Here is a 22232-nt window from a genome sequence, read left to right on the forward strand (position 1 = left end):
TTGAGATGAATATTTACGTTGATTTTGATGATTGCCTCTGCGAAACAGCCCGCTACTTTTCAGGGCTCGTAAAAGAAATGTTTAATCTTGATATTCCCTACGAGCAGATTCACTATTTTAACCTGCAGAAATCTTTTAACCTGACAGAAGAGCAATATGACCAAATGATGATAAAAGGCCATCAACCGGAAGTTCTTTTATCCTACGACGAAACTCCGGGCGCAAGCGAAACCATCAATAGCTGGCTGGCAAAAGGCCACGACATAAAAATCATTACCGGCCGCCCTGTCAGTACCTACGACGCATCCCGCGAATGGCTGAATCAGCATGGTCTGGAGAAAGTAAATTTGTACTGCCTGAACAAATACGGCCGCGACAATTTCTTAAAAGGCAGCAGCTTCAATCTGGAACTGGAAGATTATTACAAAATGCATTTTGATTTAGCAGTCGAAGATTCCCCTTCTGCTTTCAAGTTTTTCGACCACCTTCCAGACTTAAAAGTTATGGTATTCGACCGCCCCTGGAACCAGACCTACACCTTCCCCAACCAGAACTACAAAAGATGCACTGGCTGGGAGATGATAAATGACAAGGTAAAAAAATGACAGAAAAAGAAAAACTTCAAATAAAAGATTTTTTCCTCTTAGACAAATCTGAAAAAGAATTCTGGCTGACAAAAATCGGTGAATCTGACTGGAGGGCTGGAAAACATCTTTTTAAGATTCTTTCTGAAGGAAGCTTTAATCTGCAATATGGCGAAAAATCAAAAGTCTTTTTACTGACCCAGGGTAATAATCTGATTTCTTTTTGCAGCTTTTCGGAACGCGACGAAATTCCGGATACAGAGCTTACTCCCTGGATTGGCTTTGTTTACACCTTTCCTGCCTTCCGTGGAAAACGCCGCATTGGAAAACTGATAGAATATATTTATCGCCTTGCAAAAAATCAGGGCTTCAAACAGCTTTATATCTCAACAGACCAGAAAGGCCTTTACGAAAACTTTGGCTTTTCATTTTTGCAAACTATGACAGAACGCTGGGGTGGAAAAACACTGGTTTATCAAATGGAAATCGCCCACAAAGATTACAGCGACATCATAGGAAAAACCGTAAAGGGCACAATTGACCGCCCTCTTGGCTCTTCTCATCCTCGACACAAAGAAATGATTTATCCAATAAACTATGGCTATGTAGACGGCCTTCTTGCCGGTGACGGAGCAGAACAGGATGTTTACGTTTTTGGTACAAATCAGCCGCTAAAAACTTACGAAGGAAAAATCATCGGAGTTTATCACCGTTTGAATGATGTTGAAGACAAATGGATTGTTGCCCTGGATGACAGGCCTTACTCAGACCAGGAAATTCTTGAAGCCATTTCTTTTCAGGAACAATATTTCATGGGTGAACTCTACAGATAAAATCCAGAAAAGCAGACCAGACTACCCCCTTGCCTTCCATGCCGGATACCATTTTACAAACCAGCCGGTAAAAAGTCCCATTGCAAGAGGCACCAGATTGTTTACTACAAGAAGAATATTTCCAAAGCCTGCTCTTCTTAAGAAGAAGGTCCAGATTGCAGTAAAAATATAAAGACATCCCCAGCAGGCAGCCAGAATATAATTAGCATTCATAAAGAGTGGATTCTTGTCGGCCTTGCTTCCGCCATAGTTGTACTTTACATAAGAGGCACATAGAGGCTCCTTTGTAAAACAAGATGCAAGCCAGAAAAGTCCAAAAATCAGATAGCCCGCATTTGTTGCCACTTCTCCCTTGCCAGTAAAATGCGCAGCTGCAGATAAAAGTGCAACGGCCGCAACCGAAAGCTGATCCCAGATAATCAGCTTATGCTTTCTCATTATAAATGGAACAAGTGCACAAACTGCCATTGCAGCAATTGAGCCAACCAGCGGATTTATTGCAACTGCTACCCAGAAGGAAATCCATGGAAGCAGCATGCTTGTCATAGTAGGATTTTTCAGGCCTGCTTTTCCTGAACCAGCGCCTTCATCATCAAAAGCTTCCCCGCTTCCAACTGCATCGCTACCAAATATTTTATCCCAGTCCATCATCAAAGAAAAATCACCGGTTACGGAATAAAGCTTTTTCCCCAGGGCTTCAGCACCTTCCATTTCTCCACGAGAAATTGCCGCCCATACCTCAAAAGGAGTTTCAACTCTTGTTGTTACCTTTAGGCTTCCGTCTGTAAAAAGCTGGCTACCGTCTTTTGTAAGAAGAATCTGATAGGTGTGACCTGTGTCGGTATAACACATTTCAAGAACCCGGTTTTTACCCTTAAAAGAATTTTTGTTATAGAGGGCTGCCATCTGACGAGTAAAGGTAAGATCCTGCGCTTCTTTTTCACCGGTCTCTTTGTTGATTCCCCAGTCAGCATCTGCAAGCTTTTCAAAAACTTCTTTAGGATAAAGCAAAGTTCTCAGCTGATTTAAAACCTGCTCAGAGATTTTTCCATCAGCATATTCAGAACCGGCTTTCTTCACAATTTCCAGATACTGATTAATTCTGTCAGAAAGTTCATCTACTCTAAAGAGTTCTCCCTGACCACAGAAAATTGTCTGGTAATTTCCCTTGCCCAAAAAGTGATCGAACATATTTGTTACAGAATCATAATTTCCTTTTGCCGAATAAAAGCCGCAGGTAGAAATCAAAACATGATGGATATTTTTCATATCATATCTGACATCGTGCCCGCCACTTCCAGTTTCGTTTGTATTTTCACTCATAAAAGGCAGACTCATAGGCAGCTGACGGTCTATAAGATTTTTCAGAATGCCAGGAACATTAAAATAATAAAGAGGAAAGCTCCATACAACTAAATCAGCTTCAATTTCTTTTTCAATGATTGAAGCCATATCATCTTTAATGCAGCAGTGGCCCGGAGTATTTTTCCAGCAGGCAAAGCAGCCGCGGCAGGCAGAGATTTTTAATGAAGCAACTTCAACTTCATCTACAGTGACCAGGTCTCCCCTTCCTTCTGCCTTTGACTTTACGCCTTCTACAAAACTCGCTGCCAGTCTGAGGGAATTACTCTTCTTGCCTTTTGGGCTTCCGTTTATCAAAAGTATTTTCATATCAGCTGTCTCCTTTTCTGCTGCATTTAGTTTATGCTTTCATAATAAGGGCAGATGATTCTGAGCACAAGAGAGCTTTTGGTAAGATGCATTTTTGATGGGGTAAGAGTGGATTATGTAGGGGTGAAATTTGCAACTGACAGTCTCCCCCATTTCCGCTATAATCAAGCCATGTTCAATTACATCTGGCCGCTTTTAATCATTATTTTTTCAAACACACTTTATCAGATTTGCGCAAAGGGAATTCCTGAGCAGATGAACACCTATGCAAGCATGACAATCACTTATGCTGTAGCAACGTTCTTTTCGGCTCTTGCATTCTTTGTCACCTCCAAAGGTGGAAATATCCTCAAAGAATTTTCCCACACAAACTGGGCTACAATAGTTCTTGGAATTGTGATTACCGGCCTTGAAGTGGGCTTTATTTTTGCCTACAAGGCCGGCTGGAAAGTAAATACGCTTTCTGTTACGACAAACGCAATTCTTGCTATCGTACTTATTGTTGTAGGCCTTATCGGCTATCACGAAGTAATCAGCTGGAGCAAGGTCCTGGGTGTTGCAATATGCCTTGTGGGATTGTATTTTATTAATAGAAAGTAAAAGGTGATTATATGTTCAGACCAATGAGAAGATTTAAGCAACAGATTGCGGATAGCGAATGCAAAGAGATTTTGAAAAACGAAAAACGCGGAGTTCTTTCACTCCTGGGTGATGACGGATATCCTTATGGACTTCCACTCTCCCACTTCTATAGCGAAGAAGACAACAAGATTTATTTTCATGGCGCAAAGGAAGGCCATAAAATCGATGCCATCAAAAATTATGACAAGGCAAGCTTCTGTATTTATGATTCAGGCTACCGCAAGGAAGGCGAATGGGCTTTAAACATCAACAGTGTAATCGTCTTTGGAAAAATCCGCCTAGTGACAGACCCGGAACTGGCCCGCAAGATCTGCACAAAGCTGGTTCAGAAGTTTACAGACGACCAGGAATATCTTGAAAAAGAACTCAGAAATGCCCTTCCCCGTGTTCAGTGCCTGGAACTTGAAATTGAGCACATGACAGGCAAGCTTGTAAATGAGTCGTAAGGAGCAGATTTCACAGTTTCGATTTTAGTCTTTCCACTCAAGCCGCATTTTAATAAAGTCCTTCATGTCCTTGTAAAAGTCCATTGGCGGCGGAGTGATGTTGATTTGTTTGAGGGCTTCCTGAACAAGAGGATTTTTGTAGCAGCAGACTGCATTCGATGAAGCATAAAACAATATGTCCAGCTGGATTTTGTAAGCAGCATCCTGAGAGGTGCCCAGCATTTGTGCAAGTCTATCGCGGAAGGCATAGGCCAGGTCATAATATTTCTTTTTGAAAATAGCAAGACGCTCTACCGTTACATTTGTTTCAATCACCGGATTAAGATAGGAAACATAGCGCATATAATCCTGATTTGCATTTACAATTCCAGCCCATACTTCAGTAATCACGTCAGGCGTAAAATTGTTGCCATCTGGAAAAGCCGAAAGCAATGCATTGTAATAGGTAGCCATTTTTTCTGCGGAGATTTCCAGAAAGATTTCTTCTTTTGTTGTAACGTATTTATAGAGGTTGGCACGAGACCAGCCAAGTTTTTCAGCTATAGTAGTAAGCGTAATTTCAGAGTAAGGGCAAGTTGCAAAGAGTTCTGCAGTTGCCTCTTTTATTTGAGAAAGTCTTTCTTCTTTGTGTTCGTCGCTTCTTGCGCGGATATATTCTGCCATACCTAGAGAATAACACAGTAAACAATTTTTTGCAATAAGCAACTTTTTGTCACTAAAAACACATTTTAGTGTTGACAAGTCACCGATTATACCATACACTTTAGTTAAGTGACACAACGTTACTAAGGACACAAGGAGAATATTATGAATCCAAATCTCGCAAAAATAGACAGAACAAATGAACATTACACTTTTGAATTAGCCCAGGGAGTAAAACGGACAACCGTAACCTTCCGCAATCATTTTGGAATTGAACTGGCAGGAGACCTCTACAGCCCAGAGAATGCTGCATCTGCAGGAAATCCTGCCCTGGCAATCTCCGGACCTTTTGGTGCGGTAAAAGAACAGTCCTCCGGCTTCTACGCAAACCAGATGGCTTCCCGCGGTTACATCGCCCTGGCCTTTGACCCAAGCTACACAGGAGAATCTGGCGGTGAACCTCGTTACATGAACAGTCCCGACATCAACACCGAAGATTTTATGGCGGCAGTAGATTTTCTTTCAACCCGCGAAAACATCGACCCGGAAAAAATCGGCATCATAGGAATTTGTGGCTGGGGTGGAATGGCAATTAATACAGCAGCAATCGACACACGAATTAAAGCAACTGTTGCAAGTACAATGTACGATATGAGCCGTGTTACTGCCAACGGATATTTTGACAGCGCAAATAATGCAGAAGCCAGACACGAAGCCCGCAAGGCTCTTATGGCACAGCGCATCGAAGATTTTAAAGCAGTTCAGGCTGGCGGTACTTATAAGCTTGGCGGCGGAGTTGTAGATCCACTTCCCGAAGACGCTCCCTATTTTGTAAAGGATTATTACGACTACTACAAAACTCCACGAGGTTATCACGAGCGAAGTCTCAATTCAAATGGCGGCTGGAATGTTACTGCTGCAACTTCTCTTTTGAATACAAAACTCTTGGCTTATGCTGAAGAAATCCAAAGTGCTGTTATGGTTCTTCATGGCGAAAAGGCCCACTCCCGCTATTTTGGCGAAGATGCCTTTAAGCGTCTTAGCGGAGCCAACAAGGAGCTGGTAATTATTCCTGGTGCAAGTCACACCGATTTGTATGATGGCGGTAAAAACAATGCAATTCCTTTTGATAAACTTGCGGATTTTTTTGCAAAGTATTTGAAGTAGGATATTTTGGGCGTTCCCTGCTGCCAACAAGTTGTCAGCAGGTCGGGCTTTGCGGGGTTCCGCCTTTCGGCTCCATTCCTGCGTTCTGGTGGTTTCGACAGGCTCAACCACCGTCACTACGGAACGGCTTCGCCGCCCCTACAATCCCTAACGCAAAAGCATAAACAAAAGGAGTATCTGAACATGAAAAGAGTACTTGCGTTTTTAATTTCTGTTTTTCTTCTTGCTTCTACGGCCTGCGCTAATGGCAGCAGGGGAATAAAATCATCTGACAAAGGAGAACTTTCTGATATGAAAATCTCAATTCAAATTACAAGCGACAGTGGTAATCATAAACTTACCGCTACCCTAGCCGACAATTCTTCTGCAACAGCCTTTTACGAACTTTTGAAAAAAGGTCCGCTTACAGTTGATATGCACGATTACGGCAGCTTTGAAAAAGTTGGCCCGCTTGGAACAAAGCTTCCACGCAACGACACCCAGATTACTACCACTGCCGGCGACATCATTTTGTATCAAGGAAATCAGATTACGATTTACTATGACACTAATAGCTGGAACTTTACCCGCCTTGGAAAAGTGGTTTCGACAGGCTCAACCACCAGTATTACTCAGGCCGAGCTCAAAAAGATTCTGGGCAAAGGCGATGTGACTGCTGTCTTTTCTGTAATGGAATAGAAGGAAATGCTTTTGAAAAAACTATTTCTGATTTTTGCGGTATTGCTTATGACAGACTTAATAGCAGCAAAAGAAAACCAAACTGTAAAACTAAACTCTGGATATGAAATGCCTACTCTCGGTTTGGGCACCTGGACGCTTACAGGCGAGACTTGTGAAAATGCCGTTTATGCCGCGCTCAAATCTGGCTACCGTTTGATTGATACTGCAAAATATTATGGCAACGAGAGCGAAGTTGGAAACGCAATTCGTCGTGCTATAAAAGACGGAATCTGTAAGCGGGAAGAAATCTTTATAACTACAAAACTCGTTCCCTGGTCAAACAATCCGGATCGTGATATTGACGACTCACTCAAACAGCTTGGTCTTTCTTACATTGATCTTTGTCTGCTTCATCAGCACGGCTCGGCTTCGGGTGATGATGCAGTTTACAAAGCTATGATTCGTGCAGTTAAAGACGGAAAAATCCGTTCCATCGGAATCTCAAATTTTTACACCGAAAAAACTGTTTCGCATTTCATAAAGGACTTTGAAATCCCACCAGCAGTCATTCAAAACGAAAACCATCTGAAGTATCAGAATAATTCTTTGCGTGACTGGGCTGCAAAAAAAGGAATCTATATAGAAAGCTATTATCCATTCGGCGGTCGCGGCCACACAAAAGAGCATCTGCAAAATGGGACCGTGCTGGAAATCGCTCGGGCCCACGGCAAGTCGGCTGCTCAAATCATCGTCCGCTGGCACCTGCAGTCGGGCTACATCGCAATCCCCGGAAGTTCAAACCCGGCACACATTGCAGAGAACTTTGATGTCTGGGATTTTGAACTTACTGAGAATGAAATGAAAAAACTAAACGCACTCGATACAGGGCGACGTTATGAAAACTGGTAATAAATTTTAGGAGAAAATGCATGAAGAAAATACCATCACTTTTTATAGCAGCAATTTTGCTCTTTTTTACAGCTAACACAGTATTTGCAAAGGACAATCCAAAAGCTGCAAGCTACAAAACACACGAGGTTTCGACGAGCTCAACCGACGCCAGCGACAAATCAGTTCCAGTCGTTTACTTTATCCGCGACATCAGCCCGGAATCTCTGGTAAAAGTTTATCAGGCAACCGGCTACAAGACCAGCGGCAAAACAGGTGTAAAAGTGAGCACTGGCGAAAGCGAAAATTCAAATTACCTCCGTCCTGCCCTCATCAAAAATCTTGTAAAGGATGAATTGAATGCGACCATTGTAGAATGCAACACTGCTTATGGCGGAAACAGAAGCAACAACATTGATCACATGAAAATAGCCCGTGACCACGGTTTTCTGGATGTTGCAAACGGCTTTGACCTGCAGGACGCAGAGGGCTACATGACAATCCCTGTAAAAGGTGGTGTACGTCTCAAGGAAAATTATGTTGGAACTCATTTTAAGGATTACGACACCTATCTGATTCTTTCTCACTTCAAAGGTCACTCAATGGGTGGCTTTGGTGGGGCAATCAAAAATCTTTCAATTGGATTTGCTTCAGGAATGAGCTGCAAGAAATCCGGAAAGCTCAACATTCACTCTGCAGGCCGTAGTGTTACAAGATGGACCAGCTGTCCTCAGGATGAATTCCTTGAATCAATGGCAGAGGCAGCAAAATCAGTCTGCGATTACATGCAAGACGGAAAAGGCATTGTCTGCGTAAATGTGATGAACCGACTTTCTGTAGACTGCGACTGCGATTCAAATCCTGCAGAGCCAGACATGCACGACATCGGAATTCTTGCAAGCTTGGACCCGGTAGCTTTAGACCAAGCCTGCGTAGATCTGGTCTACAAAGCAAAAGACTCTGGCAGTTTAATTGAACGCATCGAAAGCAGAAACGGAATCCACACACTTGAACATGCAGAAAAAATCGGATTTGGCAGCAGAAATTACCGCCTGGTAGAAATCAAATAACTAAAAATATATTCAGGAGAAACAAAATGAAAAAACTTATTCTTATACTTTTACTCGGAGGCTTTATTATGACAGGTCTTTCGGCAAAAACAGCATTCGTTTACTTCAGCGCCACAGGAACAACAGAGCGCATGGCAAAAAATGCCGCTAAAGAAATGGGAGCTGATATTTTTGAAATCCAGCCGGTGCATAAATATACCGACGCTGACTTAGACTGGCACGACAAAAAATCACTTTCTTCGATTGAATGCAACGACCCGAAAAGCCGTCCTGCAATTAAGGCCGTGGTTTCGACAAGCTCAACCACCGCGTTTGACATCTCAGGCTACGACACAGTTGTGGTTTGTTACCCTATCTGGTGGGCTTATGCCCCAAAAATTGTATACACCTTTGTAGAAAGCCAGAACTGGTCGGGCAAAAAAATGATTACTCTTTGTACCAGTGGTGGCAGCGGTCTTGGTCGCAGCGGCACAGATTTGTCTAAGTTTGCAAAGAGCGTAGACTTCAAGGGCGGAAAAGATTTTACCCGCGGCTCTGCTGCAGACGTTAAGAAATATATCGAAGGCTTGTTGAAATAGAAAAAAATAGGAGCAAACTTATGACAAAACCCCAGCGCTTAAGAATGACTATCGACATTACTATGACCATCCTCTCCATCATTCTCATGGGCGGAAACTATTTATTCCCGGCAGACCTTATTCACGAAATCTTAGGCGTAGGTCTTTTTGTCTTATGGGGCGTTCACATCGCACTAAACCGCCGCTGGTACGGTGCAATCTTCAAAGGAAAATATAACCCATACCGCGTAATGCAAACCATCATCAATTGCTGTATTTTGATTTGCACAATCTTTTTGATGATAAGCGGAATCATCCTTTCAAATCACATCTTCACCTTTTTGAACATTCAGGGTGGCCTTGGCTTTGCCCGCATTACGCATCTGCTTGCCAGTCACTGGTATTATCTTTTTATGTCGCTGCACATCGGACTGCATATGGGGCGGCTCTTTCAGAATGTTACGGCAAAAATCATTCCGCGTATTATTCTTGCCCTGGTCTGCGCTTACGGCATTTATGCTTTTATCGCCCGCGGAGTGTGGAAATATCTTATTTTGCAGCAGCAGTTTTTCTTCTTTGATCTGGACCGCGGCTACATTCTTTTTGCAATCGATTATATTTCTATTATCATTTTGTTTGCTACACTCTCGCACCTTTTGGCAAAGAGTTTGAAAAAAGGTAAACTGTAATTCAGAGGTATTTTTGTGATTATCGAAAATCAGACTTTTGATGAAGAAAGAGCTTTGTACGGCCTTAAGGACCTTACTGTAAAAAACTGCCGCTTTGATGGTCCCGCTGACGGTGAATCCGCTTTTAAGGAATGCCGTAACATCGATGTGACCGGCTGCTTTATGAATCTCCGTTATCCTTTCTGGCATGTAGAAAAAGCAAAAATCACTGACTCAAACTTTACAGAAAACTGCCGGGCTGCCCTCTGGTATGATAAAGATATTTTGATTGAAAACAGCAGACTCGGCGGAATTAAGGCAATTCGTGAATGTGAAAATATCAGCCTTAAAAACTGCAGCGTTAATTCTCCAGAGTTTGCCTGGAAAAGTCAAAAACTGACAATTGAAAATGTCACAATCGAAGAATCTGAATATCCCTTTTTTGAAATCCGCGATGCAAAAATTACCGGCTTAAAAATGAAGGGAAAATATTCCTTTCAGTATGATGAAAACATCGAAATTACAAATTCAGAGCTGAATACAAAAGATGCCTTCTGGCACACAAAAAATGTCACCGTTAAAAACAGCATTGTAAAAAGCGAATACCTGGGCTGGTATTCAGAAAATCTCACTCTTATAAACTGCCGCATTATTGGAACTCAGCCTTTCTGCTACTGCAAAAATCTCGTGCTCAAAAACTGTACAATGGAAAAGTGCGATCTTTCTTTCGAACGCAGCACCATAGATGTAGAAGTCAGCGGAAAAATCGACAGTATAAAAAATCCTCTTGCAGGAAAAATCACGGCAGACTCTATCGGACAGATAATTCTGGAAGAAGAAATCTGCGACAAATCAAAAACGCAGATTATCTGCAGACAATAAAGAAACAGGAGAAGTAGAATGGCAATTACAGTAAATCTTCGTTATACAGGAAAAAAGGGTGCGGCTCAGGCCTTTGCACGCGAAATGATTTCAAGTGGAACCGTCGAAAAAATTCGTGCAGAGAAAGGAAATCTTCGCTATGAATACTATCTGCCTTTTGGAGAAGAAACAGCCGGCGGCGATGACACCAGTGAAACCATCCTCTTAATCGACTCCTGGGAAAATCAGCAAGCAATTGATTTGCACCATGCAACACCAATGATGAAAACAATTGCAGAGCTTCGCGAAAAATATGACCTTCATATGACAATTGAACGCTTTGTTTCTGATGATAAAATTCCTGAGCAGGATAAAGCTTTTATCAGAAAGTAAAAAATAAAAAACTCTCATTAGAGCAAACTTTCCCTTCCCGATATTTCAAAAAAATACTATTATATCAGCTATGAATAATAACTTGATTTTTGAAACTGAGCGGGAAATTTCTTCTGCATTTATTGATTCATCTGTTCGGATGGGAGTAGCTCAGTCTGTTTTACTTGTACAGGATAATCTTACTGAGAGTTTTAATGCAATGGACTGTGACGGTGTAATTTACCGCGAAAAGTTCAATGCCTTCTGGGTATTCACAAAGACAAAAGTTCATTTTGAACGTCGTCCAGACTGGCGGGAAATCATTAAAGCCCGAACATTCCCTATTGATAACCTTGGAATGCGTACTCATGTTAATACACAGTTTCTTGATAAAGAAGGCAAAACTCTTCTTGTTGCAAATCAGGAAGCCTGTGTTTTAAGTCTGGAAAATCATCGCCCGCTTAAAATCACAAATCTTCCATATCCGAAAGAAAATTTTCCTCAGGCAGTTTTTGAAGAACCTTTTGAACGTTTTCCATCTGATTTTTCTGACAATGAATTTGTATTTGAACAGCAGATTCGTTCATCACAGATTGATATGTCACACCACATGAATAATATAGAATATATCAAACTTGCCCTGTGCGTATTCTCGGATGATTTTCTTCAGTCACATGAAATTACAGATCTCGAAGTTCACTATACAGGAGAAAGCAAAGAGGGACAGATTCTTAGAGTTTACAAAAAAGAAGATGCAGAAGTCCCGGGCAAAGTCTATATTCACATCAAAGAAAGTGAACGCTGTGTTTTTGAATGCTGTGTGAAATTCGCAAAATGATTTGAGATGAATCGTCTTTCATAACAAATGGAAATATTTGTATAGATTTATTCTTTTTTTTAAACTGTTTTAATATTACCATTATATCATGGTTGAGTTTTTTAAATTATCTGCAGTTTCAAAAAAACGACATCGCGAATTAGTTGAAGAAAAATCTGATATTTATGATTCCCCTGAAGTCTACGGTTTGAACTATCAGGAAAAGATTCTCGGAGGAAACGGCTCATCAGCTTCTCCTTATAAAATTGAAGTAAGCATTCAAAATACCAGTGGAAAAGTTTTCGAAGGAATAATGCGCCTTGAAATTGAGTCAGACGGTAAAGCTGATTTTTATCTTCCGGGTTTTATGTACGGTTCAAACAGAGGAGACAAGCCCTGGAAAGTAGACTGTAAATTTCCCCGGCTTAATTCTGCTTTCACAAATCCTTCAGATTCTGATTGTCCGATTTCTTCATTTTATATGGTAAGGGGAGACAGACTTTCTCACCCATGTGCCTTGATATACATAAATGGAAACTCTCCAAAGATTCGTGGCTTTCACACTTCTCCATATTATTGCGAAAAAGATTTTGTACAGTATGGCGGCTTTACCTGTAATTCCAAAAGGCAAACTGTCGGCTATACCTTCGGTTATGAAAATGCACCCTGGCTTTTTATTCAGTCACATACAATTCTTCCAAGACAAACTTCGAAAAACTATTTTACTTTGCAGACAAATCAAAAAATTACACAAATCTTTTATGTTTATGATTTTGATGCGGCTTCGGTAACAGATATTCACAAGGTTATCAGAAATGTTTATGAGGCATATCACGAAGCTCCACGCCAATCGGCATCCATGGAAGAAGCAATAAAAGATTTATCACTGGCGGTCTGCGATTATGCTTGGATTCCTTCTCAAAAATGTTATTCGGGTTTTGTAAGAGAAGCCGGATTTGATCAGAAGGGCAAGGAAAGTTTTTCTTATAATGTAATTCCTTCTATTTCCTGGACCAATGGAATTGTTGTTGCCTACCCGCAGCTTGTTGCCTCTGCTCGTCTAAATAATCAGAAAATGAGGGAACAAGCTCTTGAATGTATTCAAAATATTGTTGATAACTCCCTGAACAAAGCTTCGTCGCTTCCGTATGAAACTTTCGACGGACAAAACTGGACCTGTCACGGCTGGTGGTATGGCGGAATGCACAGCGGAGGACACTCGGCTTATCTCGACGGTCAGTTTACTTATTATCTTTTGAAGGCTTACCAATTTGAAAAAGAAAATGGAAGGATTCACGATGACTGGCTCACCTTCTCTAAAACTGTAGTTCATGCTCTTGAACGAGAGATTAACCGTGTGGGTGAATATCCTTTTGTTTACTCCGAGACTGATGGAACTGGTATTGAATATGATTCTCTTGGAAGCTCATGGGCACTGGCCGCAAGCATTCTCTTTGCCTTGATTACAAATGAAACAAAGAATCTTCCTCTCTTTGAAAAATCTCTAACCCATTATTACGAGACTTTTATTGCAAAGCTTGAATGCTATGGAAGCCCACTTGATACAGACAAGGCTCCGGATAACGAAGGTGTACTTGCTTTTATAAGGGCAGCAAAACTTTTGCATCAGCTTACAGAAAATCAACTTTATCTTGATTATATGGAAATGGCCTTGTATCAGGAGTTCTCTTACAAGTTCTGTTATAACGGGCGTATCGAAGTTCCGCCTCTGAGTAAACTCAAGTGGAGTTCCTGTGGTGGCAGCATTACTTCAGTGTGTAATCCTCATATTCATCCTATGTCCTCATCAATTGTTAGTGAGATGGCTTACTTTATTGAGCATTCAAAAAAAGATTCCCGCACAATTGAATATATCAAGAATCGTATGCAAGATACAATTTTATGGGGCTGTCAGACATATAATCATTTTGACGGAGAATTTGATTACGGCAAAAAAGGCTGGATGTCGGAACGCTTTTGTTACAGCCAGGGCCTCGTTGTCGAAAAATATAAAGACGGAAATCCTTCTTCAACCTGGTTTGCTTTAATGCCATGGGCAAGCAGCAGCGTACTGGAAGGGTTACTGTATAAGCAGCTTTAGCAGTTGAAAGGCTCTTTCTCTTATTTTTTCACGCTGTCATCAAGATTGAGCTTATTTTCTGCATTTAGTGTATCCCTTCATCCCTTTTTCCAGAAGTGTCGTTGCAAGCTCAATCATTTCTTCCATAGGAATCTTACGGCCGTCGGCAACCCACTGGCGGTAAAGCAGAACTACGCAGTTATTAAAAGTCAAAAGGATGTTGCGCACGCTCTGGTCCAGACCTTTAAGCGGACGAGATTCCGCTGCCTGTTTTGTAACCCGGTTCTGCATTCTTTCGCGGATATAGTCAAAACGGCTGTCGCAGGTAATGCGTTTGAAAAAATCATCCTGAGCTTCCATGTATTCAAAAAAGGCCCGCACAAGTTTTCCGGTTTCCTTGAGCTGATCAATTCCCGAAACAATCGCGCTGTATTCGCTGGAATGCTTAGCCTGAATCTCCGCAAGCACATCGTCCACGCAATTATAATGGAGATAAAAAGTATTGCGGTTGATTCTGGCCGCCTCGGTAATTGCCTTTACTGTAATTTTTTCATAAGGCAGTTCACAGACCATCTGCTTAAAAACCGTCTGAATCGCTTCCTTTGTGCGGATAATGCGCGGATCGAGTTTTTCTTCTGACATAGTTCTACTCCGTTTTATCTTCTTTGTCTTCAATCTGCTGCTGCTCAAAATAATCTTTTGCATTTAGTGGAGATACAATTTTCTTGCCTGTTTCCAATTCTAGTTTTTCACGGGCTTCTTTTGCGATATTTCCACCTCGGCGGGCTGTGTCTGCGTGTTCTGTAAAATTCTTTGGATTACGAGCTTTTGAAATATCAGTTGTAGCCATTTCTGCAAGCATGTTCAGAACCAGTTCCTGATTCGTCATGTTGTCGCGTAAGTTTTCTTTTTTAAGACCTTTATATTCTTTGTACTGCTTTGCGGTTTTTCCTGCCCAGGCTTTATAGATAATGTCAGTAAGAGTTGCAAATTGAACGCCTTCTTTAAGCCCGTGTTTTTTCCACTCGTCGGTAAGGTCTTTTCGGATTTCAATTGATTTAAGACGCTGATTTATCCAGTTGTCAGAATATCCCAATGCCTTGTATTCTGCCAAAGCTCTGTGGATTCCCTGCTCAGGATCCTGCATTTCATCTAGCCGCTCTTTTGCAACCTGTGCCATCCAGAGTTTAAATGGTTCTGCTTTTGGAGAAGGAATTGACTGAATCAGACGAAAGACTCCTTCTGTATCAAGACAATCTGTTTTGTAGTTTTTACCGTCAGAAGCCGGTAATTTCAGTCCGTGACATTTTGTCACGACCTCACTACCTTCTGCCTTTAAACGCTGCTTTAATTTTCTCCAATATGCTCCAGGGTCTTTACTTGCTGATTCTGCAAGTACTTTACATACATCCACCACCGAAAAATACCATTCTTCTTCTTCGGCATTCCATATTGTACGAACTTTCTGTTCTTCAAAAAGTCTGATTTGTGTTTTTTGTTCAGCCATCTTTCCTCCGGAAAAACCTGTTTAATAGGCATATTTGCAACATCTGTCGTTTAAACAACATTATACCATATCTTGCCCATAGATAATAGACACATGTCGCTTATAATGTAGATGTAATTTGAAGGAGGATACTATGGACTACACCCCAGGCTATGTTTATGAACTTATGGAAAAAGGCGGACCGACAGATGTTCGCGAGCCGTATTTTAAGGAAGCAGTCAGTGAGATGATGCGTGCCAGGAAGCTCTGCGCAATTGCAAATGCAAAGATGCCCGATGACGAAAGTTATGTTTCTGATCTTGAAGAACTTTTTGGCCGCAAGCTGGATGATGTTCGCATTCTCACTCCCTTTATCTGCGACTTTGGAAACCGTGTGAAGTTCGGAAAAAATGTCTTCATCAATCATTCGGCAATTTTGTCGGCATCCGGTGGAATAGAGTTTGGCGACGGAGTTTGCATTGCGCCTGGTCTTCGCATTGCTACAATCAATCACGACTTTAATGAGCGTCACACAAAATACACCTACGGCAAAGTCACAATCAAAAAGAATGTCTGGCTTGGAATGAACGTTACAGTTTGTCCCGGCGTTACAATCGGCGAATATGCAGTGGTTGCAGCAGGAGCTGTAGTCACAAAAGATGTTCCGGATTTTGCGGTAGTCGGTGGGGTGCCTGCAAAAGTTATTAAAATGCTCAATCCTTCAGAACAGAAGGAATAGGAGGGACAGATGAATCTGAAAAAAACACTTATCGGCTTGGGAATAATAGCTTGCCTTGCAGGTTCGCTATTCGCACAAAACAAAACTTCAAACTCAAAGGAGACTAAAATGGGAAAATCACTGGTAGTTTATTTTTCGCTTGCAGGCGACCAGTATAACGTTGGAATTATAAAAGAAGGAAACACTTCAATCATCGCAAAGTTCATTGCAGAAGAAACAGGCTCAGAGCTTTTTGAACTTGAAACTCAAAAGCCTTATCCGACCGACAGCTACAGCCGCCTGACTCAGATTGCAAAGGACGAGCAGAACAAAAAGGCCCGCCCTGCCCTCAAAGCTGATATCGACATCACCGCATACGACGCAATCTTCATCGGTTATCCAAACTGGTGGGGAGACATGCCAATGCCGCTTTACACCTTCCTCGAAGCCCACGACTGGAAGGGAAAAACAATCATCCCGTTCTGCACACACGAAGGAAGCGGACTTAGCGGAACAGAAAGCCGCATCCGTTCAACCTGCAAAGGAGCCACAGTAGAAAAGGGCCTCGCCGTTCAAGGAAAGGTAGCACAGACTAACAGAAGTGCCGCTAAAAAAGCTGTTCAGGACTGGCTTGCAAAATTGGGAAAATAAGGAAGCTTGTATGAAAAACTGACCTTCACCCACATGAGCGGGAAAAAACAGACTCGCGACAGCTGGGCACAATTCCAAAGGGATTTAGAATGAAGGACGGACATTTTGAAAACATCTGTCCTTATTATCATGAATTGTAATCGACGTCCCGCCCTAAAGTAAAAGCCCCTGATAAATCTCCAGATCCTTATTTCCAAAGACATTGAAGACAACCTTCTTCACGCTGGAATCTGGATTTTCTGCCAGCCACTGTTCGACTGTCTCAACTGCAATCTGAGCGGCAAGGTCCTGAGGGAATCTGAAGACTCCGGTAGAAATGCAGCAGAAAGCGACCGATTCAAGCTGATTTTGTGCCGCAGTTTCAAGACAGTTTTTGTAGCAGTTTGCAAGAAGAAACTTTTCACGGGGCCCTACACTTGTGTAAATAATGGGGCCAACAGTATGAAGCACATAACGACTTGGAAGATTAAAGGCCGGAGTGATTTTGCAAAGTCCGGTTCCTTCTTCGTGCCCCTGCTTCTGCATCAGCTCGTTACAGGCAAGCCGTAGCTGAATACCTGCATAGGTGTGGATACAGTTGTCGATGCAGATATGAAGGGGCGCAAAGCAGCCAAGCAGGGCAGAGTTTGCAGCATTAACAATTGCATCAACTTTTAGAGTAGTGATGTCGCCCTGCCAGAGGTAAAGTCCCCTTGTCATTGTCGGGCTTGACCCGACAATCTCTTTTATACATTTCAAATCCGCAATATCCGTAATCCCCCGCTCTTTATTAACCTGCTGCAGGTATTCATCTTGTATTCTCAAAAAGTCTTCGCTAATGGAATATGGACCACGAATATTCATCAAAGCCCTCAGTATATCGCGCTGACTTTTTTCATCATCAGGAATTACAAAGCCGCCTTCATTTCCGGGCACAAGGCCCAGCTTAAAGCCTGCACTACCCTTATCTTCTTTGAGAAGTTCTGTTATTAAATATAGTCTGCGTTCTGCCTGTGTCATAAGCTTTTTAAAACCTCATAAATGTCATTATTTACGCAAATACTCTGTTTTTCAATCTCGCCGGGAACCTCTGCCTCACCCTTGTTTATGCAGACATAAACAGCTTTTGGATTAGCATAGGTCATCTTCCAGAAAGGATATTTGATGATCCCCGGAGTATTACCACCAACACCAAGCTCCAGATAAACAATCTTTCCGTCTTTATTTTCATTCAGAAAATCTTCATAACGGCCAGCTGCCTTATTCCAGCCTTCATCTTCCACAAAAGTATCGTCACAGCGCAGGTTCATTGTCATGGGCTTACCGCAAACAGGACAGTGAGGAACGAGCTCAGACGGAACTGTCATTTTGATTTCATTAAAGCCTGACTTGGGAAGTTCAAGGCCACCGTCACTCTGAATTACAAAGCCCTGTTCCCTAATCATTTTTTCAACAAACAGCTGGTTGTCGTAGGTTTTCTTGTGACATGGTTTTGAGCACTGCCAGAGTCCGTAATCACCCTGAGTGTAGAAAAGACGAGATTTATCAAAGCCCGCCTTTTGAAAGCAGTGGTCCACATTGGTCGTAAGGACAAAATAGTTTTTATCCTTAACAAGCTCCAGGAGTTTTTCATAGACAGGCAAAGGGGCTTTTACAAAACGGTTCAAATAAATCTGTCGGCTCCAGTAAGCCCAGTTTTCTTCCAGAGTTTTGTAAGGATAAAAGCCACCCGAATACATATCATGAAAGCCGTACTTCTTTTCAAAATCAGCAAAATATTTTTGGAAGCGAGGCCCGCTGTAGGTAAAGCCTGCAGAAGTAGAAAGTCCCGCTCCAGCACCGATGAGAATTGAGTCTGCATTTTGTAAGATTGATTTGATGTTTTCCATTCTCCACCTCTATAGATTAAAAACAACAGGCTTAGAAAAAGCTTTATTCTCTTCAAGTCCCTTAACATGACCAAGATTGTTCAGACTGCCAGAAATTTCAGAAAGATAGAAAACCTTGAACAAGGAATGATTTGCATCATTTTTGTACAGCTGGCGAACTATGGAAGATTTTTCCATAATCATTTTCTTAACCGTAAGATTTTCTTCAAAGACAACCCTTGCACACATGCGAATCCAGACTGTATCGATTTCATTCTCCATAAGACGGGAGCCACAAAGGTCAATATAAGGATTCACAGAAAGCTCCTTGAACATATCCTTCTGGCTGTTTGTGCAGAACCACAGCTTTTCATCATGGACTACCATGTACTGAACAGGCCTCACCTTTGGCTTCCCATCCAAACCGATTGTTGCCAGATACTGTAAGCCTACTTTATCAAGATATTCTGCAATTTCTGTAACTGTCATTCGTGGCTCCTTTTAACATCATCCAGATTTTTTATCTAGTTGTAATTTATCGTTTACAACTATGAATAATATAGCGTTGTAATTTATAAATGTCAAGTGATGTTCTTTATTTTTTACAACAAATCTGATATACTGAAACAAGGACAGGATTATGAAACTAAACACAAACCTTACCGTTGCCATTCACACTATTCTCTGCATCGCTTATTTTGAAAAGGATAACAAGGTCACTTCCGATTTCATTGCAGGAAGCACCGGAATGAACCCGGTAATTATCAGAAAGATTTTGGGGAAACTCCAGGCAGCAGAAATTGTAGAAACAAAAGCCGGGGTCGGAGGCTCTACCCTTTCAAAGAAAGCCGAAGAAATTTCCCTTTTGGATGTTTACAAAGCCGTAAGCGAAGAAAAGGAAAGCGAACGGTCCGTCTTTAATTTTCATGTAAATCCTAATCCAAAATGTCCCGTTGGCAGCAAAATCCATGCAGTTCTAGACCAGCCATTAGATAATGCCCAAAAGGCTTTGGAAGAAGAATTGAAAAAAACAACAATTAAGGATTTGATGGGAAAGCTATAATCTAGTGCCCTATCTGAATAATAGGTAAACAAGGATATTTAGATATATGATAAATGAAAAAGTTTTAGACTTCCTCAAATCTAAGGGATATGCAGACAGACTCACCGAACACAAAGAAACAATCGACAGCGTAGAACACGCAGCACAGCAGATTGGCTGTTCTGAGGCGGAGATTGCAAAGACGCTCTCATTTATTGTGGATGAAAAACCTGTTATCGTGGTAATGGCTGGTGATGGCCGTGTAAACTCGTCAAAGTTCAAAGCTCTCTTTCATACAAAACCAAGCATGATTCAGCGAGACCAGGTTGAAGCAATTACCGGCTTTGCTCCCGGCGGAGTCTGCCCTTTCAATGTTCCAAAAGAAATCCCCGTATGGCTCGATGTATCAATGAAGAGATTTGAATACGTTCATCCAGCAGGCGGAAACTCATTTACTTCGGTAAAACTAACTCCATCCGAACTGGAAGAAGTATCAGGCGCCACCGGCTGGTGTGATGTCTGTAAAGGCTGGGAAGAATAAAAAACAGTCAGATTTTACATCTCTGCAATCTTTCCCCGAGGTAAAGTGATGTATCTCACTTTTTACTCCTTATCCATTCCTTAAGGAACTTCATTTCTTCTTCAATTCTCTTAAAAGCTCTGATTAAATACTATCTTTAGAAAACTTGTATTCTAAAATTCAAAATAAAAAACAGAGCCTTTTTCAGGGTGACTTTCTACACGGATTTTTCCTTTGCAAATATCTGCCACCCTTGTGGCTAAGGCAAGCCCAAGCCCGTTCCCTTTTGTAGCGTGACTCGTATCACCCTGATAGAATTTTTCGAAAATGTGACTCATAGTTATTTCATCCATACCACAACCTGAATCCTGAACACTTACTTGTATTAGTTCTCCGAGCTTTTGCAGACGTACGATGATTTTTCCATTTTCAGGAGTGAACTTAATTGCATTGGAAATAAAATTATTCCAGATAAGACTCAAGAGCTGGCCATCTGTAGTAGTCATTATTCCATCTTCAATTTCAACTTCCAGCTCCAGATTTTTTGCAGACCATGCTTCTTCAAAACCAAGCAGGCATTCCCGCAGTTCTTCTCCTAAATCATAAGGAGGAACTTTTGGATAAATCTGCTGATTTTCAAGTTTATTTAATTTGAGGATATTAGTTATAAGAGAAGTAAGCTGCTGACAATTTTGCGAGATTGCCTTTGCATATTCCTGCCGATTTTCTTCCGTCAAATCAGAAGTCTGAAGAAGCCTTGCATAGTTTTGCATTACTGCCAGAGGAGTTTTTAGTTCATGAGAAACATTAGAAATAAAATCAGTACGAAGTGTTTCTATGCCATTTAAATCTTCAATCATCTTGTTTAAATCTAAAATCATATAATCAAGATAATCATATTTTTCGGGAGGATTTACTGTTGGAACCGAAACTGAAAAATCTCCCTTTGAAACTTTTTCTGTAGCCTTTGAAATTTCCTGAAGAGGAATCTCGTAGGTTTTGTGAATTTTATGTCTTATATACAGGACAATTAAGCCGGTCACAAGAATCCAATAGAGGATAACCAGATGAACAAAAAATATTTCATTCCAGTTATTCTTGAGTCCTAAAAGGATAATAGCAATATTTATACCGGCAGTCACCAGCAGCATACCAAGAACAATCCAATAAAGACCTATAGGAAAACGACTTTTTCTTTCAGACTCTTCCTTCATTTTACAACCGCCTTATAACCAAGTCCATGTACCGTTGCAATTTCAAAACCAGAACAGCCGGCCGCAGAAAGCTTATCGCGAATCTTTGTAATATAAACATCTACTGCACGCGGAGTCGCATTAGAGTCTGCATCCCAAAATTCATCCATAAGTTGAAGGCGGGTAAAGGTTTTATTTGGATAAGAAAGTAATTTATAAATCAGATTAAACTCGCGGGCTGTAAGCTGAATTTCCTTTCCATCGGAAACTGCTGAAATTGCATCTGCATCAAGCGTCAACGAACCAACCGTTAGTTTTTTGCTTTGAGAAATCTTGGCTCTTCTTAAAATGGCAGAAATGCGAAGAAGAAGCTCGTCCAGATCAACAGGCTTAACAAGATAATCATCTATACCGGCCGTAAACCCTTTTTGCTTAGCAGTAAAATCATCGCGCGCTGTCATAAAAATAATTGGAATTGTCTGATTGATTTTTCTTACTGTCTCTGCAAACTCAAAGCCATCAATCTGAGGCATCATTACATCTGAAATTATTAAATCAAAGAGATTATTGTACATGGCATTATAGGCATCGTTTGCATGCATGCATCCGGTAACCTCATAACCATTTTTTCTTAAAAAAGCACAAACGGTCATATTTAAGCCCGCATCATCTTCAACAACCAGAATCTTAATCATAAAAAAATTATAACATGCTTCTGCAATAAAAATGAAAAAATGAATCAAAAATCGTCTAAAAATGCAAATTTTTAATATTTCAGCAACATTTCGTAAACATTTTGGAAATATGGGGGGCTTAT

At 41.3% G+C, this 22232-nt stretch carries 27 protein-coding genes; 18 read left to right on the plus strand and 9 right to left on the minus strand.

Translation table 11 applies throughout. The features are described from left to right. Positions 1-5 precede the first annotated feature (5 nt). Both G626_RS0107765 and G626_RS17865 read left to right on the plus strand, forming a co-directional pair. On the plus strand, positions 6-605 hold the full coding sequence (locus tag G626_RS0107765; RefSeq protein WP_022932225.1) for a 5' nucleotidase, NT5C type: 600 nt from the start codon (positions 6-8) through the stop codon (positions 603-605). Then, on the plus strand, positions 602-1417 hold the full coding sequence (locus G626_RS17865; protein ID WP_022932226.1) for a GNAT family N-acetyltransferase: 816 nt from the start codon (positions 602-604) through the stop codon (positions 1415-1417). The genes G626_RS0107765 and G626_RS17865 overlap by 4 nt, the downstream gene beginning before the upstream one ends. 21 nt (positions 1418-1438) lie before the next feature. Here G626_RS17865 and G626_RS0107775 read toward each other — a convergent pair whose 3' ends face one another. Next, positions 1439-3088 (minus strand): flavodoxin family protein, encoded by a 1650-nt coding sequence (locus G626_RS0107775; RefSeq protein ID WP_022932227.1) that lies wholly within the window; start codon positions 3086-3088, stop codon positions 1439-1441. A 171-nt stretch (positions 3089-3259) separates the two neighbouring features. Here G626_RS0107775 and G626_RS0107780 point away from each other — a divergent pair, with 171 nt between their 5' ends. Next, positions 3260-3688 (plus strand): membrane protein, encoded by a 429-nt coding sequence (locus G626_RS0107780; protein WP_027727044.1) that lies wholly within the window; start codon positions 3260-3262, stop codon positions 3686-3688. 11 nt (positions 3689-3699) lie between these two features. Next, a complete protein-coding gene (locus tag G626_RS0107785) occupies positions 3700-4176 on the plus strand; it encodes a pyridoxamine 5'-phosphate oxidase family protein (protein ID WP_022932229.1) in 477 nt (158 codons plus the stop codon). A 24-nt stretch (positions 4177-4200) separates the two neighbouring features. Here the strand turns inward: G626_RS0107785 and G626_RS0107790 are convergent, their stop codons facing one another. Next, the gene (locus G626_RS0107790) at positions 4201-4839 is read right to left on the minus strand and encodes a TetR/AcrR family transcriptional regulator (protein WP_022932230.1); all 639 of its coding nucleotides are present in this window, start codon (positions 4837-4839) and stop codon (positions 4201-4203) included. Between the two features lie 144 nt (positions 4840-4983). Here G626_RS0107790 and G626_RS0107795 point away from each other — a divergent pair, with 144 nt between their 5' ends. From G626_RS0107795 to G626_RS0107840, 10 genes are all read left to right on the plus strand, one after another. Beyond that, the gene (locus G626_RS0107795) at positions 4984-5985 is read left to right on the plus strand and encodes an alpha/beta hydrolase (RefSeq protein WP_022932231.1); all 1002 of its coding nucleotides are present in this window, start codon (positions 4984-4986) and stop codon (positions 5983-5985) included. Positions 5986-6168: 183 nt separating this feature from the next. Continuing rightward, positions 6169-6663 (plus strand): cyclophilin-like fold protein, encoded by a 495-nt coding sequence (locus tag G626_RS0107800; RefSeq protein ID WP_022932232.1) that lies wholly within the window; start codon positions 6169-6171, stop codon positions 6661-6663. A gap of 6 nt (positions 6664-6669) precedes the next feature. Then, the gene (locus G626_RS0107805; protein WP_022932233.1) at positions 6670-7554 is read left to right on the plus strand and encodes an aldo/keto reductase; all 885 of its coding nucleotides are present in this window, start codon (positions 6670-6672) and stop codon (positions 7552-7554) included. 20 nt (positions 7555-7574) lie between these two features. Continuing rightward, positions 7575-8603, plus strand: coding sequence for a DUF362 domain-containing protein (locus tag G626_RS0107810; protein WP_022932234.1), 1029 nt, complete (start codon positions 7575-7577; stop codon positions 8601-8603). Positions 8604-8629: 26 nt separating this feature from the next. Next, positions 8630-9181 (plus strand): flavodoxin, encoded by a 552-nt coding sequence (locus tag G626_RS0107815; protein ID WP_022932235.1) that lies wholly within the window; start codon positions 8630-8632, stop codon positions 9179-9181. Between the two features lie 20 nt (positions 9182-9201). Continuing rightward, the gene (locus tag G626_RS0107820) at positions 9202-9849 is read left to right on the plus strand and encodes a DUF4405 domain-containing protein (RefSeq protein ID WP_022932236.1); all 648 of its coding nucleotides are present in this window, start codon (positions 9202-9204) and stop codon (positions 9847-9849) included. Positions 9850-9864: 15 nt separating this feature from the next. After that, positions 9865-10710 (plus strand): DUF3737 family protein, encoded by an 846-nt coding sequence (locus tag G626_RS0107825; protein WP_022932237.1) that lies wholly within the window; start codon positions 9865-9867, stop codon positions 10708-10710. Between the two features lie 18 nt (positions 10711-10728). Then, entirely contained in the window at positions 10729-11082 is a 354-nt protein-coding gene (locus G626_RS0107830) for a putative quinol monooxygenase (protein ID WP_022932238.1), read from the plus strand. Positions 11083-11152: 70 nt separating this feature from the next. Continuing rightward, positions 11153-11899: an acyl-ACP thioesterase domain-containing protein gene (locus tag G626_RS0107835; RefSeq protein ID WP_022932239.1), complete on the plus strand. Its 747-nt coding sequence runs from the start codon at positions 11153-11155 to the stop codon at positions 11897-11899. 88 nt (positions 11900-11987) lie between these two features. After that, positions 11988-13979, plus strand: coding sequence for a hypothetical protein (locus tag G626_RS0107840; RefSeq protein ID WP_022932240.1), 1992 nt, complete (start codon positions 11988-11990; stop codon positions 13977-13979). Between the two features lie 51 nt (positions 13980-14030). Here G626_RS0107840 and G626_RS0107845 read toward each other — a convergent pair whose 3' ends face one another. Continuing rightward, positions 14031-14600, minus strand: a complete 570-nt coding sequence (locus G626_RS0107845; RefSeq protein ID WP_022932241.1) for a TetR/AcrR family transcriptional regulator — start codon at positions 14598-14600, stop codon at positions 14031-14033. Between the two features lie 4 nt (positions 14601-14604). Next, positions 14605-15465: a BRO-N domain-containing protein gene (locus tag G626_RS0107850; RefSeq protein WP_022932242.1), complete on the minus strand. Its 861-nt coding sequence runs from the start codon at positions 15463-15465 to the stop codon at positions 14605-14607. A gap of 133 nt (positions 15466-15598) precedes the next feature. Here G626_RS0107850 and G626_RS0107855 point away from each other — a divergent pair, with 133 nt between their 5' ends. Both G626_RS0107855 and G626_RS0107860 read left to right on the plus strand, forming a co-directional pair. Then, on the plus strand, positions 15599-16183 hold the full coding sequence (locus G626_RS0107855; RefSeq protein WP_022932243.1) for a DapH/DapD/GlmU-related protein: 585 nt from the start codon (positions 15599-15601) through the stop codon (positions 16181-16183). A gap of 9 nt (positions 16184-16192) precedes the next feature. Next, entirely contained in the window at positions 16193-16813 is a 621-nt protein-coding gene (locus G626_RS0107860; RefSeq protein ID WP_022932244.1) for a flavodoxin, read from the plus strand. Between the two features lie 153 nt (positions 16814-16966). Here the strand turns inward: G626_RS0107860 and G626_RS0107865 are convergent, their stop codons facing one another. The 3 genes from G626_RS0107865 to G626_RS0107875 are packed head-to-tail and all read right to left on the minus strand — an operon-like array spanning position 16967 to position 19149. Further along, positions 16967-17812, minus strand: a complete 846-nt coding sequence (locus G626_RS0107865; RefSeq protein ID WP_022932245.1) for a protein-ADP-ribose hydrolase — start codon at positions 17810-17812, stop codon at positions 16967-16969. Further along, entirely contained in the window at positions 17809-18681 is an 873-nt protein-coding gene (locus G626_RS0107870; RefSeq protein ID WP_022932246.1) for an SIR2 family NAD-dependent protein deacylase, read from the minus strand. Before G626_RS0107870 ends, G626_RS0107865 begins: the two co-directional genes overlap by 4 nt. Positions 18682-18690: 9 nt before the next feature. Beyond that, the gene (locus tag G626_RS0107875; protein WP_022932247.1) at positions 18691-19149 is read right to left on the minus strand and encodes a pyridoxamine 5'-phosphate oxidase family protein; all 459 of its coding nucleotides are present in this window, start codon (positions 19147-19149) and stop codon (positions 18691-18693) included. Positions 19150-19300: 151 nt separating this feature from the next. Here G626_RS0107875 and G626_RS0107880 point away from each other — a divergent pair, with 151 nt between their 5' ends. Together G626_RS0107880 and G626_RS0107885 are read left to right on the plus strand one after the other, a co-directional pair. After that, on the plus strand, positions 19301-19723 hold the full coding sequence (locus G626_RS0107880) for an Rrf2 family transcriptional regulator (protein WP_022932248.1): 423 nt from the start codon (positions 19301-19303) through the stop codon (positions 19721-19723). A 46-nt stretch (positions 19724-19769) separates the two neighbouring features. Then, positions 19770-20243, plus strand: a complete 474-nt coding sequence (locus G626_RS0107885) for a YbaK/EbsC family protein (protein WP_022932249.1) — start codon at positions 19770-19772, stop codon at positions 20241-20243. A gap of 152 nt (positions 20244-20395) precedes the next feature. Here the strand turns inward: G626_RS0107885 and G626_RS0107890 are convergent, their stop codons facing one another. Both G626_RS0107890 and G626_RS0107895 read right to left on the minus strand, forming a co-directional pair. Continuing rightward, positions 20396-21436: a sensor histidine kinase gene (locus G626_RS0107890; protein ID WP_022932250.1), complete on the minus strand. Its 1041-nt coding sequence runs from the start codon at positions 21434-21436 to the stop codon at positions 20396-20398. Further along, positions 21433-22110: a response regulator transcription factor gene (locus G626_RS0107895; RefSeq protein WP_027727048.1), complete on the minus strand. Its 678-nt coding sequence runs from the start codon at positions 22108-22110 to the stop codon at positions 21433-21435. The genes G626_RS0107890 and G626_RS0107895 overlap by 4 nt, the downstream gene beginning before the upstream one ends. Positions 22111-22232: the final 122 nt, after the last annotated feature.

The organism is Treponema bryantii NK4A124, assembly GCF_000421345.1.
Lineage (GTDB): Bacteria > Spirochaetota > Spirochaetia > Treponematales > Treponemataceae > Treponema_D > Treponema_D bryantii_B.

What these genes read in the sequence shown, in the direction of transcription:
- G626_RS0107775 (WP_022932227.1), bottom strand. Translation starts at nt 3,088, where the DNA reads ATGAAAATACTTTTGATAAACGGAAGCCCAAAAGGCAAGAAGAGTAAT.
- G626_RS0107780 (WP_027727044.1), top strand. Translation starts at nt 3,260, where the DNA reads ATGTTCAATTACATCTGGCCGCTTTTAATCATTATTTTTTCAAACACA.
- G626_RS0107820 (WP_022932236.1), top strand. Translation starts at nt 9,202, where the DNA reads ATGACAAAACCCCAGCGCTTAAGAATGACTATCGACATTACTATGACC.
- G626_RS0107875 (WP_022932247.1), bottom strand. Translation starts at nt 19,149, where the DNA reads ATGACAGTTACAGAAATTGCAGAATATCTTGATAAAGTAGGCTTACAG.
- G626_RS0107890 (WP_022932250.1), bottom strand. Translation starts at nt 21,436, where the DNA reads ATGAAGGAAGAGTCTGAAAGAAAAAGTCGTTTTCCTATAGGTCTTTAT.
- G626_RS0107865 (WP_022932245.1), bottom strand. Translation starts at nt 17,812, where the DNA reads ATGACACAGGCAGAACGCAGACTATATTTAATAACAGAACTTCTCAAA.
- G626_RS17865 (WP_022932226.1), top strand. Translation starts at nt 602, where the DNA reads ATGACAGAAAAAGAAAAACTTCAAATAAAAGATTTTTTCCTCTTAGAC.
- G626_RS0107790 (WP_022932230.1), bottom strand. Translation starts at nt 4,839, where the DNA reads ATGGCAGAATATATCCGCGCAAGAAGCGACGAACACAAAGAAGAAAGA.
- G626_RS0107765 (WP_022932225.1), top strand. Translation starts at nt 6, where the DNA reads ATGAATATTTACGTTGATTTTGATGATTGCCTCTGCGAAACAGCCCGC.
- G626_RS0107850 (WP_022932242.1), bottom strand. Translation starts at nt 15,465, where the DNA reads ATGGCTGAACAAAAAACACAAATCAGACTTTTTGAAGAACAGAAAGTT.
- G626_RS0107855 (WP_022932243.1), top strand. Translation starts at nt 15,599, where the DNA reads ATGGACTACACCCCAGGCTATGTTTATGAACTTATGGAAAAAGGCGGA.
- G626_RS0107785 (WP_022932229.1), top strand. Translation starts at nt 3,700, where the DNA reads ATGTTCAGACCAATGAGAAGATTTAAGCAACAGATTGCGGATAGCGAA.
- G626_RS0107840 (WP_022932240.1), top strand. Translation starts at nt 11,988, where the DNA reads ATGGTTGAGTTTTTTAAATTATCTGCAGTTTCAAAAAAACGACATCGC.
- G626_RS0107815 (WP_022932235.1), top strand. Translation starts at nt 8,630, where the DNA reads ATGAAAAAACTTATTCTTATACTTTTACTCGGAGGCTTTATTATGACA.
- G626_RS0107870 (WP_022932246.1), bottom strand. Translation starts at nt 18,681, where the DNA reads ATGGAAAACATCAAATCAATCTTACAAAATGCAGACTCAATTCTCATC.
- G626_RS0107810 (WP_022932234.1), top strand. Translation starts at nt 7,575, where the DNA reads ATGAAGAAAATACCATCACTTTTTATAGCAGCAATTTTGCTCTTTTTT.
- G626_RS0107835 (WP_022932239.1), top strand. Translation starts at nt 11,153, where the DNA reads ATGAATAATAACTTGATTTTTGAAACTGAGCGGGAAATTTCTTCTGCA.
- G626_RS0107885 (WP_022932249.1), top strand. Translation starts at nt 19,770, where the DNA reads ATGATAAATGAAAAAGTTTTAGACTTCCTCAAATCTAAGGGATATGCA.
- G626_RS0107800 (WP_022932232.1), top strand. Translation starts at nt 6,169, where the DNA reads ATGAAAAGAGTACTTGCGTTTTTAATTTCTGTTTTTCTTCTTGCTTCT.
- G626_RS0107805 (WP_022932233.1), top strand. Translation starts at nt 6,670, where the DNA reads ATGCTTTTGAAAAAACTATTTCTGATTTTTGCGGTATTGCTTATGACA.
- G626_RS0107880 (WP_022932248.1), top strand. Translation starts at nt 19,301, where the DNA reads ATGAAACTAAACACAAACCTTACCGTTGCCATTCACACTATTCTCTGC.
- G626_RS0107795 (WP_022932231.1), top strand. Translation starts at nt 4,984, where the DNA reads ATGAATCCAAATCTCGCAAAAATAGACAGAACAAATGAACATTACACT.
- G626_RS0107845 (WP_022932241.1), bottom strand. Translation starts at nt 14,600, where the DNA reads ATGTCAGAAGAAAAACTCGATCCGCGCATTATCCGCACAAAGGAAGCG.
- G626_RS0107895 (WP_027727048.1), bottom strand. Translation starts at nt 22,110, where the DNA reads ATGATTAAGATTCTGGTTGTTGAAGATGATGCGGGCTTAAATATGACC.
- G626_RS0107860 (WP_022932244.1), top strand. Translation starts at nt 16,193, where the DNA reads ATGAATCTGAAAAAAACACTTATCGGCTTGGGAATAATAGCTTGCCTT.
- G626_RS0107830 (WP_022932238.1), top strand. Translation starts at nt 10,729, where the DNA reads ATGGCAATTACAGTAAATCTTCGTTATACAGGAAAAAAGGGTGCGGCT.